Annotated in this window: 13 protein-coding genes; 7 read left to right on the top strand and 6 right to left on the bottom strand. The window is 41.9% G+C overall.

What is annotated here, in order from left to right; all coding sequences use genetic code 11:
* Nucleotides 1–236: 236 nt before the first annotated feature.
* From HYG93_RS01045 to dxs, 4 genes are all read right to left on the bottom strand, one after another.
* Nucleotides 237–2,090 carry a DEAD/DEAH box helicase gene (locus tag HYG93_RS01045; RefSeq protein WP_117007426.1) on the bottom strand — a complete coding sequence of 618 codons (1,854 nt, stop codon included), beginning with the start codon at nucleotides 2,088–2,090 and terminating at the stop codon, nucleotides 237–239.
* A gap of 704 nt (nucleotides 2,091–2,794) precedes the next feature.
* A complete protein-coding gene (locus HYG93_RS01040; RefSeq protein ID WP_106984008.1) occupies nucleotides 2,795–3,052 on the bottom strand; it encodes an AAA family ATPase in 258 nt (85 codons plus the stop codon).
* 163 nt (nucleotides 3,053–3,215) lie between these two features.
* Nucleotides 3,216–4,046, bottom strand: coding sequence for an inositol monophosphatase family protein (locus HYG93_RS01035; RefSeq protein ID WP_106984007.1), 831 nt, complete (start codon nucleotides 4,044–4,046; stop codon nucleotides 3,216–3,218).
* A 130-nt stretch (nucleotides 4,047–4,176) separates the two neighbouring features.
* Nucleotides 4,177–6,069 (bottom strand): 1-deoxy-D-xylulose-5-phosphate synthase, encoded by a 1,893-nt coding sequence (gene dxs / locus HYG93_RS01030; protein WP_120364475.1) that lies wholly within the window; start codon nucleotides 6,067–6,069, stop codon nucleotides 4,177–4,179.
* Nucleotides 6,070–6,380: 311 nt separating this feature from the next.
* On the opposite strand from dxs, the gene ribA reads away from it, so the two are divergent.
* Both ribA and HYG93_RS01020 read left to right on the top strand, forming a co-directional pair.
* Nucleotides 6,381–6,983 (top strand): GTP cyclohydrolase II, encoded by a 603-nt coding sequence (gene ribA / locus HYG93_RS01025; protein ID WP_178961675.1) that lies wholly within the window; start codon nucleotides 6,381–6,383, stop codon nucleotides 6,981–6,983.
* Nucleotides 6,984–7,021: 38 nt separating this feature from the next.
* Complete coding sequence (locus HYG93_RS01020) at nucleotides 7,022–7,492, top strand: DUF4844 domain-containing protein (RefSeq protein ID WP_178961673.1); 471 nt, start codon at nucleotides 7,022–7,024, stop codon at nucleotides 7,490–7,492.
* 117 nt (nucleotides 7,493–7,609) lie between these two features.
* Here HYG93_RS01020 and hemN read toward each other — a convergent pair whose 3' ends face one another.
* A complete protein-coding gene (gene hemN / locus HYG93_RS01015; RefSeq protein ID WP_117007423.1) occupies nucleotides 7,610–8,980 on the bottom strand; it encodes an oxygen-independent coproporphyrinogen III oxidase in 1,371 nt (456 codons plus the stop codon).
* A 246-nt stretch (nucleotides 8,981–9,226) separates the two neighbouring features.
* Here hemN and hemF point away from each other — a divergent pair, with 246 nt between their 5' ends.
* From hemF to HYG93_RS00990, 5 genes are all read left to right on the top strand, one after another.
* Nucleotides 9,227–10,168 carry an oxygen-dependent coproporphyrinogen oxidase gene (gene hemF / locus HYG93_RS01010; RefSeq protein ID WP_106984003.1) on the top strand — a complete coding sequence of 314 codons (942 nt, stop codon included), beginning with the start codon at nucleotides 9,227–9,229 and terminating at the stop codon, nucleotides 10,166–10,168.
* Between the two features lie 369 nt (nucleotides 10,169–10,537).
* Nucleotides 10,538–10,744, top strand: a complete 207-nt coding sequence (locus tag HYG93_RS01005; protein ID WP_106984002.1) for a hypothetical protein — start codon at nucleotides 10,538–10,540, stop codon at nucleotides 10,742–10,744.
* A 133-nt stretch (nucleotides 10,745–10,877) separates the two neighbouring features.
* Nucleotides 10,878–11,666, top strand: coding sequence for a shikimate dehydrogenase (aroE, locus tag HYG93_RS01000; RefSeq protein WP_106984001.1), 789 nt, complete (start codon nucleotides 10,878–10,880; stop codon nucleotides 11,664–11,666).
* A gap of 429 nt (nucleotides 11,667–12,095) precedes the next feature.
* A complete protein-coding gene (locus tag HYG93_RS00995; RefSeq protein ID WP_121531515.1) occupies nucleotides 12,096–13,919 on the top strand; it encodes an acyl-CoA dehydrogenase C-terminal domain-containing protein in 1,824 nt (607 codons plus the stop codon).
* Between the two features lie 256 nt (nucleotides 13,920–14,175).
* Nucleotides 14,176–16,389, top strand: coding sequence for a TonB-dependent receptor (locus tag HYG93_RS00990; protein WP_178961671.1), 2,214 nt, complete (start codon nucleotides 14,176–14,178; stop codon nucleotides 16,387–16,389).
* A gap of 150 nt (nucleotides 16,390–16,539) precedes the next feature.
* On the opposite strand, the gene hemW is transcribed toward HYG93_RS00990, so the two are convergent.
* Nucleotides 16,540–17,694 carry a radical SAM family heme chaperone HemW gene (gene hemW, locus HYG93_RS00985; protein WP_117007421.1) on the bottom strand — a complete coding sequence of 385 codons (1,155 nt, stop codon included), beginning with the start codon at nucleotides 17,692–17,694 and terminating at the stop codon, nucleotides 16,540–16,542.
* Nucleotides 17,695–17,748: the final 54 nt, after the last annotated feature.

The raw sequence follows: 17,748 nt of genomic DNA, 5'->3' as shown, positions 1-17,748 counted from the left end.
TACGAGTTTAAACCCAATGATTATAGACATAATAAACAATATTGCTTAAAAATAAAGCTAAACCGATATAAGGCATAAGCACCTCCAAAGAAGAAGCTTGTAAAAACCGCTTGCTAACATTCAACATAATTATCAAATAGAACAAGAAACATGATCAAGTATACATTTTATCAAAAAAAGGACAAATAAAAACCGGCGAATGGCCGGTTTTTATCTTTATTTCAGACGAAATTCAATTAGTCATTGAATTTGCGACCGCGTTCGCCATCTTCGCGACGTGGACGATCTGAATTAAATTCGCGACGTGGACGGTCATCACCAAAGCTACGTTTTGGGCGGTCACCGAAGCCACCTTCACGACGTGCTGGACGATCACCAAAATCACGTTTTGGACGGTCACCGAAAGAACCTTCACGACGTGGTTTGTAATCTACGCGATTGCCACGGTTGTCATCATTCGAGTCAAAACGTGGTTTATCGTTGAAGCCACCTTCGCGACGTGGACGATCATTGTTGAATTCACGACGTGGACGGTCTTCGAAACCACCTTCACGGCGTGGACGATCGTTGTTGAATTCACGACGTGGACGGTCTTCGAAACCACCTTCACGGCGTGGACGATCGTTGTTGAATTCACGACGTGGACGGTCTTCGAAACCACCTTCACGGCGTGGACGATCGTTGTTAAATTCGCGACGTGGACGGTCTTCGAAACCACCTTCACGGCGTGGACGATCGTTGTTGAATTCGCGACGTGGACGGTCTTCACCACCGAATGAACGGCGTTCGCCATCACGGCCACCTTCACGACGTTTAAAGTTGCTTTCGCCTTCAAAACGACGACCGCCACCAAAACCGCCACGACCACCGCGACCACCGTCACGACGACCACGACCGCCATCACGGCTACCGCGTGCAGGAGGTGGAGATGGCTCAAGGCCTTCAATTTCAGAAACTTCTAAACGTGCATCTAGGTAATCTTCTAAAGCACGGATTTTACCGCGTTCACGGTAAGTTGCTAAAGTGATTGCTTTACCAGTACGGCCCGCACGACCTGTACGACCAATACGGTGTACATAGTCTTCGTTCTTCATTGGAAGACCAAAGTTAATTACGTGAGAGATTGTTGGTACGTCAAGACCACGTGCTGCAACGTCAGTTGCAACTAAGATTTTTGCACGACCTTCACGGATGCTACGTAAACGACGGTTACGTACAGTTTGTGGCATAGCACCGTGAAGCGCTACAACTGAGTGACCTGCTTCAGCAAGTTCTTCAGCCAACATATCTGTGTCTTCTTGAGTAGAAGCGAATACAACTGCTTGATCAAGATCTTCTTCGCTCAACCAATGAGTAAGAAGTTTTTTCTTGTGCTCAAAACCATCAGTCCAGTGTAAAGTCTGAGTGATGTCTGTATTTGTTGTATGACCTGTTTCAATTGCAATACGTTCAGGTTCATTCATCATGCGTTCAGCAAGTGTAATGATACGTGGTGCAAAAGTTGCAGAGAACATTAATGTTTGTTTACGGTTCGCAGCCAAATCACTGATTGCTTCTAGGTCTTCAGAGAAACCAAGATCAAGCATACGGTCAGCTTCATCGACAATTAACGCGTCAACTTTGTCTAATTTAATTTGACGACGGTTTACCAAGTCAAGTAAACGACCTGGAGTCGCAACAACAACTTGTGCGCCTTTTAATTGTTGGATTTGTTTACCAAAAGGCATACCACCCATAATTGCAGCAATACGAACACCTTTCATGTGACGTACGAATGCAATTGCGTCTTGACTCACTTGTTGAGCCAACTCACGCGTTGGACATAAAACCAAAATATTAGGTTGAGTAATCGCTTTCATACGTTCTTTAAACGGTACGAAAGTATCTTGGTCAGCTAATGCATTTAAAGTTGGGAGTAAGAATGCAGCTGTTTTACCAGAACCTGTTTGGCTTGATACTAAAAGGTCTTTACCTTCTAAAGCCGCAGGAATTGATTGCTCTTGTACAGGAGTTGGCGCAGTAAAACCTAAGCTTTGTAGAGCTTGTTGCAGGGACTCGTGTAGAGGAAATTCAGCAAAAGTTTTGCTCATAGAGTTTTTCACCCGAAAAATGGGTGCTCCATTAAAATAAAGTCAATTGGACATCGGCAAAAAGCGGTACAGCAATAAACGCTGACAATCTAAGATTCAGCGGCGATCCGAGTAACGACGATGTGATATAACGCACGCATGATTACGGCTAAACCTGAAGGAATCGCTAAAGCGATTGGGGCGCGAGATATCGTCCTCTCTTTGGACCGCACGCGCATACACAATGATTTGAAGAGAAATGTTCAGGTAATGAACGAAAATAAGTGCGTGGGCGGATTATATCAGAATAATTTTAAAAGTCATCCTTTTTAGTCAACTTGAAACAACAAATTCAAAAAACATATATTTATTTGCTGTCTAGCATACAAAAATTTGACTGATAGATACTCCATATTTTATTAAAGTACTCCTTTATTCAACCCTTTAGGCGCCGCGAGAAGTGTCATTAAAAAATTAACAATATTTTCTGGTGTATCGTGGGTAATGACCCGTGTACACGCGAAAGAAGCATATTGATCAAAACGCTGTGAAATTTTTAAGCATTCTTTTTCAGGATCTGCCTGAAGATATGCTCTGTTTAATTGCCTCTGCACAATAAGATCAATACATTGTTTTTTATCTAATGATGGTAAAAATACATAGGTCTGTGCTTCGGCTAACAGTTGATGCTTAATGGTCTTATATTCTGCATCCTGATCTAGTGCTTAGGTCATAAACCCAGATGAACACACTAAAATGACAGATTGTTCTGGCTGAATTGATCTTCGCAGTTGTTGATACAAAGTGATATTACGGCGTGCATAGGCCAAATAGCCGTGCTGTTGAATATATAAAGAGATATCCCCTTCCATCTTTAGGAAATATTCATCCAAATCTATACAGACAGCCCCTATTTTAGGAGCAAGTTGCTTTGCGATCGTTGTTTTGCCTGCACCGCCAGGCCCAATAAACTGAATTAACATATTCTGCACTCTAGTTGGAGATGGGCTATTCAAACACCTGCTCAAGCTCTGTCATTTTTTATTTCTTAAATTTATTATTTTTATCAGTCTAAATATAAGCCCAATAAAAAACCCTCATCAATGAGGGTTTTTTTAAACTCGAACTACAGATAAGTTGAATAACTTATTTAGCAGCTTCGCCCCAAGCAGGAACTACAGCTTGCATTAATGGTTTTAACATTTTCATAGAACATGCGATCACTTGACCGTTTTCCATAGAATCTGAACCGCCGCGTGCATCTACTACAGTACCGCCCGCTTCTTTCACAATCAGCTCACCTGCAGCGATATCCCAAGGCTTTAAGCCAAGTTCAAAGTAGCCATCTAAACGGCCAGCAGCCACATAAGCTAAATCAAGGGCAGCAGAACCAGCACGGCGGTATTGAGCACCTGCTTCAGTTACATTTAATAATGAATCGAAGTGATTTTTTGCATAAGACACTACTTCACCATTACGGACTTTACGGTAAGCATGGCCTACACCCATAAAGGTATTTTCTAAGCTGTCTTTTACATTTACACGAATACGGCGTTGGTTCAACATTGCGCCACGACCACGGCTTGCAGAGAATAACTCATCTTTTACAGGGTCATAAATAACACCGTGTTGAGTTACACCTTTATGTTGAACAGCAATAGATACACAGAAATGTGGGAAACCATTAATAAAGTTTAAAGTGCCATCAAGTGGGTCAATAATCCAACACCAATCAGCGTCATGACCTTTACCTTCTTGAAGACCAAACTCTTCACCTAGGAAGCTGTGGTTTTTATAGCTTTTACGAAGCGTGTCGATAGTCAACTGTTCAATGTAGCGATCTACACGTGTTACAGGACCGTCGATGCCTTTTTCTTCAACTTGCAAATCGAGTTTATGACGATTTTGATGCGCTTTTAAAAGCTCTTGACCAACTAATTGAGCCGCACGCGCAGCCATCACCACCATAGGTTCCATTGAACACCCACTACAAATTTGAAGACACTGATAAAGAATAATGCATAAAAGCCCGTACATTTTAGCAAATATACGGGCTTTTAGGCAAAAAAATATTTCTAAACGTATTTAAAAAAATAAATTCAGCGATTTAAGCGAGTTTCGACCACGCACGTTGTACTGATTTTTCAATACCTTCGGCATCAAGGCCAGCCAATTGCAACATTTGTCCATGTGAGGCTTGATGTAAAAATTCATCTGCCAAACCTAAGTTCAATGTTGGTTTCACAATACCTGCCTTCGCGAGATATTCATTCACTGCACTACCCGCACCCGCCATTACAGCATGCTCTTCAACCGTCACAAATAAAGCCGTGCTATCTGCAAGACGATCCAACAATGCTTCATCTAATGGTTTCACATAACGCATATTGACGATACGAACCGCTAAACCTTGTGTTGCTAAGGCTTGTGCAGCTTCAAAAGCAGGCTGTACACGACTACCAAACGCTAAGATTGAAATGCTTGGGCCTGCCGCCTCATTAAAGCTTGCTAAAACTTCTGCTTCGCCAATGTTCATGGCCTGAAGTTCGCTTTGGATACTTACCCCTAAACCATTACCACGTGGGTAACGTACTGCTGTTGGGCCTGGATATAAATATGCCGTATGAAGCATTTGGCGACATTCATTTTCATCTTTTGGCGCCATGATCACCATATTCGGAATGGTACGCATATAAGCGTAGTCATAGGCACCCGCATGGGTTGGGCCATCCTCGCCCACCAAACCTGCACGGTCAATCCCAAAAGTCACATCAAGGTTTTGTAATGCAACATCATGGATAAGCTGGTCATAACCACGTTGTAAGAAGGTGGAATAAATCGCGACAACAGGTTTTAAACCTTCACATGCCATACCTGCAGCCAAAGTGACCGCATGTTGTTCTGCAATAGCGACATCAAAATAACGCTGTGGAAAATCTTGGGCAAATTTTACCATGCCGGAACCTTCACACATGGCCGGTGTAATTGCGATTAAGCGCTCATCTTGTGCCGCTTCATCACATAGCCACTGACCAAATACATCTGAATATTTTGGCGCAGTTGTAGACGATGCGGGTGCGTTAAGTTTACTAATCGCATGATATTTGATTTGATCCGCTTCTGCTGGTGCAAAACCTTTGCCCTTTTTGGTATAGACATGTACCAAACGTGGACCTTTGCGCTTTTTCACTGCTTCAAAAACTTGAGTCAGTTGCACAACATCATGGCCATCAAAAGGGCCAAAATAATCAAAACCAATGGCTTTAAATAGATTGTCCGCCGCATCTGTGGCTGCGCTGTGTAAACGTGAGTTATAAGTCCATTCAGGATGAGGCTGTAGATAAGCCTCGCCCTGTTCGGTGATATTAACTGACTCACCTTTGCCCCAAATGGCTGCCAAGTGTTTGGCAAAACCACCTGTGCTACATGAAATCGACATATCGTTGTCATTCAATACAACAATTAAATCTGCATCATGTGCAACTGCATCGTTCATGGCTTCAAAGGCCATACCCGCAGTCATTGCGCCATCCCCTACAATAGCAACAACTTCACAAGGATCTTTTTGGTAACGGCGTGCCAATGACATGCCTAAACCTGCAGAAATTGCCGTTGAAGAATGGCCTACGCCAAATGTGTCGTACTCTGACTCTTCACGCGCAGGAAAGGCCGCTAAGCCATCTTTAGCACGAATAGTAACGAGTTGTTCACGGCGCCCTGTTAGCGCTTTATGTGGATAGGCTTGATGCCCCACATCCCAAATCAGGCGATCGCGTGGTGTGTTAAAACAGTAATGCAACGCAACGGTCAATTCAATCACGCCAAGATTTGCGCCAAAGTGTCCGCCGCTTTGTCCTGCTGCATATATAATAAATTGACGTAACTCATCCGCCACTTGTTCGAGCTGCGTGCTTTCAAGCAGACGGAGCTGTTGAGGTAGCTCAATGCTGTCCAGCAGCGATGTAATGGGGCGATGAGACGGTATTTCTGTATACAGCATAATATGGCAAAGCCTTCTAAAGCCTGGCAAATCCTAAGCTAGGTCAAATGGATATTCGATGATTATATCGAATTGTATCACCTTCAATCAGCCATATTTCTAGCGATGCAATTTTAAGTTCAACTCAAAATTGGGTGTTATGTTTAAGTGTAGGAGATTATCCTGAATAATCTGACTATTTATCAACTATTATCGTTCTCTTTATGCAAAAAAAGAAAATGTTCTGCACAAAATCGTAACTGCAATTCTACCAATGTCCAAGCATTACGCTATACTTTAAACAATTTACAATCAATTATTCGGGTTTGACTGTGCCTATAGAATTTGTCGCGACTTCCAGATTACCGACCGCTTTTGGTGAATTTAAAATTTCAGTATTTCAAGACCCACACACCGGCGAAGAACATGTCGCACTCTCTAAAGGCTTAGAAACCGCACCAACGGGTGCTGTTTTAGTTCGCATTCATTCAGAATGTTTAACAGGTGATGCCTTTGCATCACTCAAGTGTGACTGTGGTCCACAACTACAAGCAACACAACAACTGATTAATGATACAGGTCAAGGCGTAATTTTATATTTACGTCAGGAAGGTCGCGGTATTGGTCTTACCAATAAAATCCGTGCTTATGCCCTACAAGATCAAGGTCATGACACTGTAGATGCAAACCTTATGTTGAATTTACCTGCGGATGCACGTACTTACGATATGTGTAGCATTATGCTGGCGCATTTACAGGTCAACGAAGTCCGCCTCATTACCAATAATCCGTTAAAACTTAAAGCATTAACAGACCTCGGCATTAATGTGGTAGACCGTGTTCCGCTTACAGTGGGTTTAAATAAATTCAATGAAGAATATTTAAAAACCAAACATGATCGGATGTCGCACATGTACGATAAAGATGATTTTTAAATAAAAGCATGAATTAAGAATAATCAGAGATTGAACACATGAAGCTAACCACGATTCTATTTGTGTTCAGTCTCTTCTTATTTGCCAACGTGTGTAAAGCCGATCTAGCACCAGCAAATGCCCAAAACACGCAAGCACCCACCATTCAAAAACTACAACAATTTCAGACGAACAATCGTTTTGCTTATGGCAGCGCTTCTGATGCAACATTACAAGAGTACATTTTAAAAAATCACATTAATCAATCTATTGAAAGTACACGACAAGCATTTATCCGTCTCTATCAAAGCAATAGCCAACCAAGTAAACAACAGTTATTACACATCTTATCCAATGGGATTAACCAAATAGATCCAAACAGTTTATATACTGATGATCGCGAGCAAGTTGCGACTATTTTTGAAAATTTTTTAGATGTTATTGGCTTAGAAAGTTCAGACGGAATACTCAACACATGGATATATGGCAAAGAAATTACTGACCTGATTACCAAACCTAAAATGCAATGACGACAAATCGATGTGAAGCATCCATTTTTTACTCGGCAATATTTTTCTTTTGCTAAACACATCTCCCTCTCTGCAATCAGAACGGGAGACTTAGCAATCTTCTCTCCAAAGTGAAAATCAAATCGTCATCGAGAATATCTGAGTTTCAGGTTTTCTTCGTTTTAAATGTAAATCAAACGCCATACAAATATTTCTTACGAAGGGCTTACCTTGCTCCGTAATCACAATTTGATCCTGTTCTATCTGCAATAGGCCATCTTGCTCCATCTCTACCAGTTGCTGAATGACATCTTCCCGTTCAGGAAAATCCATCGTCTGGTCAGCCCATGAGGTTTGAAACGCACACATTAAATTCAAAATATGCTTACGAATTTTTAAATCTTCCGCACTCAACACATGGCCTTTCACCACTGGAATTTGATGATTTTCCAGACATGCATAATATGCATCTATATTCTTTTCATTTTGTGCAAAGCTATACCAACTGTCGCTGATCGAAGATACCCCCAAGCCAATCATGACTTGTGTTTTAGATGCGGTATAGCCCATAAAATTACGGTGTAAAGCCTGCGCCTGAAACGCCTGATACATTGGATCGGTGCTTAATGCAAAATGATCCATACCAATTTCATGGTAACCATGCGCCAATAATGCTTTTTTGCCCTCTTCATAGCACTGACGTTTCATTTCATCCTTAGGCACATCAGCATCTTTAAAACCGCGTTGCCCATTGCCTTTAATCCATGGCACATGCGCATAACTATAAAATGCCAAACGGTCTGGCATTAAGCGTGTGGTCTGCTCAATGGTATTCAATACATCTTCGAGCTGTTGAAAAGGCAAGCCAAAAACCAAGTCATGGGAAATTGAGCTATAGCCAATCTCTCTTGCCCAAGTGGTCGCACGCTCTACATGGGCAAAGGGTTGGATACGGTGAATCGCTTTTTGTACATTTTCATTGTAGTCCTGTACCCCGTAGCTAACACGACGAAAGCCCACATCATATAGTGCTTGTAAGTGCTCACGCGTAGTATTGTTGGGGTGACCTTCAAAACTAAATTCATGCTCAGGTGCTACATCTGAATCGGCTAAAATCCCTTGAATTAACTGTGTTAAATGTTCAGGAGCAAAAAACGTAGGCGTCCCACCGCCCAAATGAATTTCTTTAATGACAGGTCGTTCGACCAATAATTGGCGGTACAGCGCCCACTCTCTGAGCACCGCCTGAATATAAGGCTGTTCAACTTCATGCTTTTTTGTGACTTTCTTATGGCAACCACAGAAGGTACACAAGCTTTCACAAAATGGCAGATGAATGTATAAACTGATGCCTTCAGTTGCATTGGATGCATCAAAGGATTGTTTTAGTGTGTGTTTCCATGCCTCTGATGAAAATGAAGTTTCATCCCAATAAGGTACGGTTGGATAACTGGTATAGCGTGGCCCGGGCACATTATATTTTTGGATGAGTGATGTTGCCTGTTGCATATCCACAGCCTTAACAAAAAACGAAATTGCATTTAATGCTATTTTGCTTGGCTTATCAGGTGAATTCAACCTAGCCATTTAGTCGGAATAAGCCAGCAGAGCTTCATACAAAATGCCCTTCCGACGACTTAAATTTAGGCCTACTTTCAGTTTTTCCGATGCTCAAGATTGGCAAAAAAACCTTAAGTTTTTAGACATTTTATGTTTTGATATTCCTAGTCATTATATAAATCAATGAGAGTGGCAATGTCACATCCAACTTCAGCGGATATACAACGTGTCCGAGATTTCCTTTGCGATTTGCAAGCCCGCATTTGTACGGCACTAGAGCAACAAGAACATGCTGGTGGTGGCCAAGCCGAGTTTGTTATTGATGATTGGCAACGTCCTGAAGGTGGTGGTGGTCGATCCCGTGTGCTGCAAAATGGAACCGTGATTGAAAAAGGCGGTGTGATGTTCTCCCACATCCAGATCTCTAAGCTCCCTGCATCGGCAACAGAGCGTCACCCACAAATTGCAGGTGCGAAAGCACAAGCGATGGGCGTATCACTGGTCATTCATCCGAAAAATCCAAATGTACCCACCTCGCATGCCAATGTTCGATTATTTGTCGCCGAAAAAGAAGGCCAAGACCCAATTTGGTGGTTTGGTGGTGGTTTTGACTTAACGCCTTTTTATCCTAATGAACAAGATGTCCTGAGCTGGCATCAAACAGCCCACGACTTGTGTGCACCATTTGGCGATAACGTTTATGCCGAACATAAACAGTGGTGTGATGATTACTTCTACTTAAAGCATCGCGATGAACAGCGTGGTGTAGGTGGCTTGTTCTTTGATGATTTGAATCAATGGGACTTTGAGACATGCTTTAAATACATGCAAGCTGTGGGTAATGGCTACCTTGAAGCGATTTTACCCATCTTTGAACGTAACCGTGACAAGCCATACAGCGAAGCACAGCGAGACTTCCAACTGTACCGTCGTGGACGCTATGTCGAATATAACTTAGTGTATGACCGAGGCACCTTGTTTGGCTTACAAACGGGTGGGCGCATTGAGTCCATCTTGGTCAGCATGCCTCCACTGGCAGGTTGGTCGTACCGTCCAGAATGGGATGCAGATTCTGCTGAGAAAAAACTCACAGACTATTATTTAAAACCACAAGACTGGTTAAACACGCTGAAATAAGTTTTTGTATCCCCGTCTGCTTTAAATACAATCAAGCCTCCAACTCTTGGAGGCTTTTTACATGGACTGAAAATCCATTACCAAACTGAGCGCTTAACATAGACATCAAAGATCAGCTTCAATTTGAGCTCCCGACTCCCCCTTACTTATTTACCTTTGATGTACACAATATAGACTCAACGTTGGCAGTCCTTGCGATTAACCTACATCTATTATCGTCGAGTGCTGTACTATGAATGCTCAAGTCATCATCATGACTTTAGAGTGTTGAAGATCTATCCTGATGAAATATGCCTCATCATCAAAATGATATTGTCATGATTGCAATCTATGATCTTCTCCTCCTACAGATCAAACGCAGGAAATAGCATGAATATCATCAAAACTCATTCCACACTATTCAGCTTTTGGGGATTTATCGTCCTTATGCTCACAGCTATCAGTATCGCGCTTTTTTCTGAAAGCCAGTTTAATGATCAATTTGCTTATAGCACGATGCCGATCGCATTGATTGGGATTCTTTTGAGCGCTTCTTTTTTAGCTATTGATGCCATATTTGAGCTTTGCAACTCTTAAATACAGCAAAAATCACCCAATAACAGAATGAAGAATCACAAAGCAAAGCTTGGGCTGAAATTTTGATTAAAGCTTTAGACTGACGCATAATTGCCGTATATTGATGCACATTTCTCCACATGGATTTTGTGCGATGAGCAAGCAATTTGCCGTGATCGGCCATCCAATTGAACAATCTCGTTCTCCAGAACTGCACCATGCCTTTGCCCAAAAAATGGGTATCGACCTCAATTATGCGAAACGCCTTGCACCACTCGATGGCTTTGATGCCAGCATGCAAGATTTTTTCGCACAAGGCGGGCTTGGGATGAATGTGACTGTTCCATTTAAAGAACAAGCTTTTAATGCCTGCACGGTGCTTACTGAGCGTGCAAAAATTGCCAAAGCTGTAAATACCCTTTGGATGCAGAATGGTCAATTACATGGTGACAATACCGACGGCCAAGGGCTGGTCGAAGCCATCCTTGCCTTAGGGTGGAACTTAGCACAAAGTCGTATTTTAATTATTGGTGCAGGTGGCGCAACGCGTGGCGTGATCTACCCACTTGTTCAAGCGGGTGCGCAAAAAATAGTGATTGCAAACCGCACCTTGGCACGTGCCGAACAACTGGTTGCAGATCTAAAAGATGCAGTCCCAAATACTGAACTCAGTGCGGTTGAATTGCATGACTTAGATGGCGATTTTGATCTGGTCATCAATGCAACGTCTGCAAGCCTTTCTGGCGATGCGCTGGTTTTGCCTGAAACTTTACAATTTAAATATGCTTATGAAATGGCATACGGCAAAGCATCAAGCTTTTTGGATCAAGCCAAAGCGCGTGGTGTGCCGACATCTGAAGGTTTTGGTATGTTGGTCGGACAAGCGATTGAATCCTTCCGCATTTGGCATGGCGTCAAACCAAACTTAAAAGATTTTCTGTAATTTAGGCTTTTCCTAATATCAAAAAAATGTGCTATTGCCCTGTGATTTATGCAGGTGCAATGGCGCATATTTGTTGGGCCGTGGGGCATTTACACAATTTTTCCCATGCAGTCATTTTGATCATAATGACAAAAATAAAATGAGTTCATGCGATCTTCATTCAAAACTTTAAATACCCATACACAGTCAGCATATAATTAAATATACATCTGTTTTATATTGTTTTATCTCATTAAAAATAATCATTAATTCAATATTTTTTGATTTTTTGTTGTAATTAAACCAACAATTGTATTGCAAAAATATTTCAGCAATTCGCATTTCTGACAGTTTGATCAGTCTATGCTATCAATGTAATTTAATCATTATTGTGAATAATCAAATCATCGAACCAGATAATCCAAAACTATTTTAAATTAGGATTAAATTATGCCTGCTTATAAAGCTCCTTTACACGACATTCGTTTCTTAATGAACGAAGTATTCGACTTCCCTGCACATTTTAAAACTTTATCTAACGGTGACCTTGCAGACGCTGACACTGTAGACATGATTTTAGAAGGTGCTGCCGATTTTTGTGAAAATGTACTTTCTCCTCTAAACCAAAGTGGTGATGAAGAAGGCTGTCACTTTGAAAATGGTGAAGTAAAAACACCAAAAGGTTTTAAAGACGCGTACGACCAATTTGTTCAAGGTGGTTGGCAAGGTCTGTCTTATCCAGAAGAATTTGGTGGTCAAGGCTTACCAATGTCGCTTAACCTGATCAAATCTGAAATGATGGGTACAGCGAACTGGTCATTTACCATGTACCCTGGCCTCAGCATGGGCTGCATGAACACCATCATGCAATTTGGTACAGAAGAACAAAAAAATACCTATATGCCTCACCTCACTGCAGGTACTTGGTCGGGCACAATGTGCTTAACTGAACCTCAATGTGGTACAGATTTGGGCCAAGTAAAAACCAAAGCTGAGCCAAATGCTGACGGTACTTATGCCATTACAGGTACAAAAATCTTTATTTCTGCAGGTGAGCATGACCTAACAGAAAACATTATTCATATTGTGCTTGCTCGCCTTCCAGATGCACCTGCAGGCACACGCGGTATTTCTCTGTTCATCGTTCCTAAGTTCATTCCAACTGCAGATGGTGGTGTAGGTGAACGTAACCCTGTGACTTGTGGTTCTATTGAACACAAAATGGGGATCCGCGCTTCTGCAACAGCTGTACTGAACTTTGACAGTGCGAAAGGCTACTTGATTGGTGAAATGCACAAAGGTTTACATGCTATGTTTACCTTCATGAATACAGCCCGCATTGGTACGGCGGTACAAGGTTTGGCACATGCTGAATTGGCATTCCAAGGTGCATTACCATACGCGAAAGACCGTATGTCTATGCGTGCGCTATCTGGTAAAAAAGATCCAGATAAAGTAGCTGATGCAATTATTCACCATGCGGACGTACGCCGTATGCTGTTAACTCAAAAAGCCATTGCTGAAGGTGGCCGTGCCATGATTTATCATGCTGCACAGTTGGCAGACAAAATGGCAGATTCTTTAGCTCAAGGCAATCAAGCAAAGTTTGAAGAATATGATGACAAGCTTGGTTTCTATACCCCAATCTTGAAAGGTTTCTTAACCGAATTGGGTTATGAAGCTGCAAACCACGGTATGCAAGTTTACGGCGGTCATGGTTATATTAAAGAATGGGGCATGGAGCAAATCGTACGTGACTCACGTATTTCAACCCTATACGAAGGTACAACGGGCGTACAAGCACTGGATTTAATTGGTCGTAAAGTGTTGTTATCGTCTAAAGGAAAAGTCGTACGCGACTATACTGCTGAAATCTTAAAATTCTGTGGCGTACATGCACGTAATAAATATATGCGTCGTTTTGCATGGGATTTAACTAAAATCTGTGCACAGTGGAACGCATTGACTGTTCGTATTATGTTGGCTGCGCGTAAAGACCGCGACATCGTATCGTCTGCATCTGTCGATTACTTGATGTTCTCTGGCTATGCCATGATGGCATTCTACTGGGCGCAACAAGCTGCCGTTGCTTCTGCAAAATTGGCTTCTGGCGAAGGCCAAGAAGTACCAGAGTTCTATAAAGCAAAAATCAAATTGGCTGACTTCTACTTCGAACGCCTATTGCCACGTACCCAAGGTCATGCTGAAGCGATGGTCAACCCATCTAAAACAATGACATCTTTAGCACCAGAGCATTTCAGCTTTGATTACTAAGTGATCATATTCTCAATAAAATAAGAGCGCTTCGGCGCTCTTTTTTATCCTGTAATCTTTGCTTGTATTACGTACTCGCATGCCATACATCCTAAAAATGCCGAATTAAATAAAGCGTCTAAATCTGGCAATTACTCTGTGTATTTCATTTGATTCCATCCAACTTAAATGAATGGATACTCAAAATGATTAATGATTGCTTTTCATTCAATAATGATTATTATTTACTAAAATTTTAAAAAAGGGTGTCAATTAAATGCAAAAGAAATACATCTACCAACGGCATATTCTTCCACTCGCATCATGTGCGAGTATTTTTTTGAGCCCTCTCAGTTATGCAAATGAGTTACTAGAGAATACATCAACGAAAAATGCTCCTGTTCAGCAACTTGAAACGATTTCTGTGACCGCCTCACGCTCTGATGCTGTTCAAGAAAACTCCAAGCAAGTGACTAAATTAAATGAAAAAGAAATTGAATTACTCAAAAATGGATCTTCAGGTAGCTTAGCTTCAGTTTTAGCCAAAGCTGTACCAGGCTTATCAGATTCAAGCCGAACCATCACCGATTATGGCCAAACCTTACGCGGGCGTAACGCCTTAATCTTGGTCGATGGTGTTCCAATGAACCTCACACGGGATACTTCACGCGGACTTTCTGCAATTGATCCTGAAAGTATAAAAAGTATTGAAGTTATACGAGGTAGTAATGCCATTTACGGCAGTGGTGCAGCGGGCGGTATCATTTCCATAACCACAAAATCTGCAGGGGGTGAACCCACAGCAAAAACTGTAATTGGCTTACAAACCCCTTTAAGTAATTTCCGCTCAGATGCCTTAAGTGGCGATGTTCACCAATACTTCTCAGGCAGTACCAATAATCTCGACTATGCCTTAGATTTTGGCTATCAACGTATTGGTAGTCCCTATGATGCCAGCGGTGATCGCGTTGCACCTGAACCAAGTCAAGGCGATTTATTTGATGCGGATGCTTACAGTATTGGGGCTAAAATTGGCTATCACCTAGATAACAATCAATACTTACAGTTGGCTGCCAATTATTATAATGCCGAGCAGGACTCAGACTATGCTGCTGATCCGAGCGTGAAAAATTCACCTTTAGGCAGTGTACCCGCAAAAGCCATTAAAGGTCTCAGACTCAAAGATCAAAATAAAAATGAAAACCAAATTTATAACTTAACTTATACCCACAAAGACCTGTTTGGCAATCAGGTCGATGCTCAACTTTATTATCGAGATTTCTTTACTCGTTTCTCGCCATTTGATGCACGTAATAATGCCAATCGTGGCAAACAAGTCGACCAGATTTACCAAGAAAATAATGTCTTGGGAAGTCGCTTAACAGTGACCACTCCCTTAGATTTTATAGGTGATACTTCATTGGTTTGGGGTGGTGACTTTAGCCGTGAAAAAAGCAAAATGCCTTTAGACATCTTTGATGCGCAAATTTATGATCAGTCTGGTGGCTTAGAATTTGTTAAAACAGGCAGTCTTATGTATTTACCTGAACTGACAACACAAAGTATGGGAGGCTTTGCTCAATTAAAGCACCGCTTTAATGAACAATGGTCAGCAGAAGTTGGCACAAGGTATGAAGACAGTTATGCTGAAATTGATAGTTTTGTGCCTTTATCACAATTAGGCAGTGCTAATCCGTATACCGTACCAAGTGGCAAAGCTACCGCAGATGCTTGGCTATATAATGCAAATATCACCTTCTCCCCGACCGATCAGCATTCAATTTATGCATCATTTAATCAGGGCTTCCAACTACCAGACGCAGGCTTGGTGATTCGAAATGCAGGTGTCGGCTTCAACCTGTCGTCCTCATTTCTTCAACCCGTCAAAGTTGACAACTACGAACTAGGTTGGAAAGGTCATTTTGACAACCTCTCATCTAGCTTAGCAGTATTCCAATCGACATCAGATTTAGGTGGAGTGCAATCCTTTAATAATGGCCTAGTTCTGGCGCGTACCAAAGAAAAAATTACTGGTGTTGAAGCAACCATTGATTATTTGGATGACGCCAGCATTTGGGGTACGGGCGCTACACTCACTTGGATGCAAGGACGTGAAACACCCCAGAATACGAGCACTGCGCAGGATATGACAGGTTTTAGAATTCCACCACTGAAACTGACAGCGTATGTATCTTATAGTCCAACAGAAACATGGACGAACCGCATACAAGCAACTTATTTTGGTGCCAAAGATTACCGCTTAAATGGTCAAAATGGCTTTGGTCGCTACGATGTAAAATCCTACACTACTGCGGATTTAATCAGTCGCTTTAGCCTGAATAAACAGGACACTGTCACCATTGGCTTAGAAAATATGTTCAACCGTAAATACTATCCACTCTACAGCCAATTACTCAGATCTGGCGACAATACCAGCCATCTGGTAGCTAATGGCGCAACCCTAAAAGTATCCTACAGCCATCAATGGTAATACTCTTATTATCACTACAGCGCTGTAAATCATCTCGGCAACTTTAGCCAAGAATTTAAAGTCTATAAAAAAGCCCAATTCATTACATTGGGCTTTTTTATAGTTGATTCACATTGCGACTCAATATCCTTAACAGCATTCAATGATGTATTAAAGAAACTCTTCCAGTACTGAATTTAAAAAGATATGCCCCTGCTCTGTACATGACAGCACATTTTCATCAGCCACCATTAACTTGCGCTCACGTAAGGAATTTAAAAGCTCCTTTAAACCATCTAAACTTAATCCTGCACGTTCCGCATAAAGTGCAGCATCCACCCCATGATTCAAACGCAAGGCATTCATCATAAATTCAAATGGCATATCCTCTTGTTCAATTTTTTTAAATTGCAAATGCTCTGCTGGCACTTTGGCTAAATAGTCTTTCGGCAAGCGGGTTTTCTGATAGCGATACACCCCATCTGGCTGTGTCACTTTGCCATGTGCGCCTGCACCAATCGCAAGGTAATCGCCAAACTGCCAGTAATTCAGGTTATGCGCCGAAGGCTTTTCTTTACGCCAAGCCGAAACTTCATAATTGATAAAGCCCTGTGCTTTTAAATAGGCCTCACCCTGTGCTTGAATCTCTTCCAATACATCATCAACTGGCAAGATCGGCTGTGTGCGGAAAAAAACCGTATTCGGTTCAATCGTTAACTGATACCATGACACATGCGTCGCGCCATTTTCTACTGCCAGTTTTAAGTCCAATAAGGCTTGCTCAATCGTTTGCTCTGGCAAACCATGCATGAGGTCAACATTCACACGCTCAAAACCTGCTTCTTTAGCATGCTGAATCGCAGAAATTGCGTCATCGTTAGAATGAATACGGCCTAATTTTTTCAGCTGATCGGTATTAAAACTTTGTACGCCGATCGACAAGCGGTTAATCCCTGCCTCTAAATAGCCCGCAAAAGGATCATGTTCCACTGTGCCCGGATTGGCTTCTAAAGTAATTTCACAGCCATCTTCAAATGGAATAATGCTTTTGAGCTGTTCAAATAACCATTGATAACCTTTTGCGGAAATCAAAGATGGCGTGCCACCCCCAATAAATACGCTGTGTACCGCACGGCCTTGGGCAAAATCGACTTGCGTTTTAAAGTCCTCAACCAGCGCCTGTAAATATTCTTTTTCTAGATCTAAAGACAGTTCACCATTGGGTACTGCATGCGAGTTAAAGTCACAGTATGGACATTTTCGCACGCACCACGGCATGTGAATGTATAAAGACATCGGAATATTTGCAGGAATGAGTTCAGCCAAGGAGAATGCTCAAATGAAAAAAGAGAAGATGAATATTTTAGCATGAGTCCATAA

The organism is Acinetobacter sp. SwsAc6, from assembly GCF_013391565.1.
GTDB lineage: Bacteria > Pseudomonadota > Gammaproteobacteria > Pseudomonadales > Moraxellaceae > Acinetobacter > Acinetobacter cumulans.
This window is presented reverse-complemented; position numbering and strand designations above follow the sequence as displayed.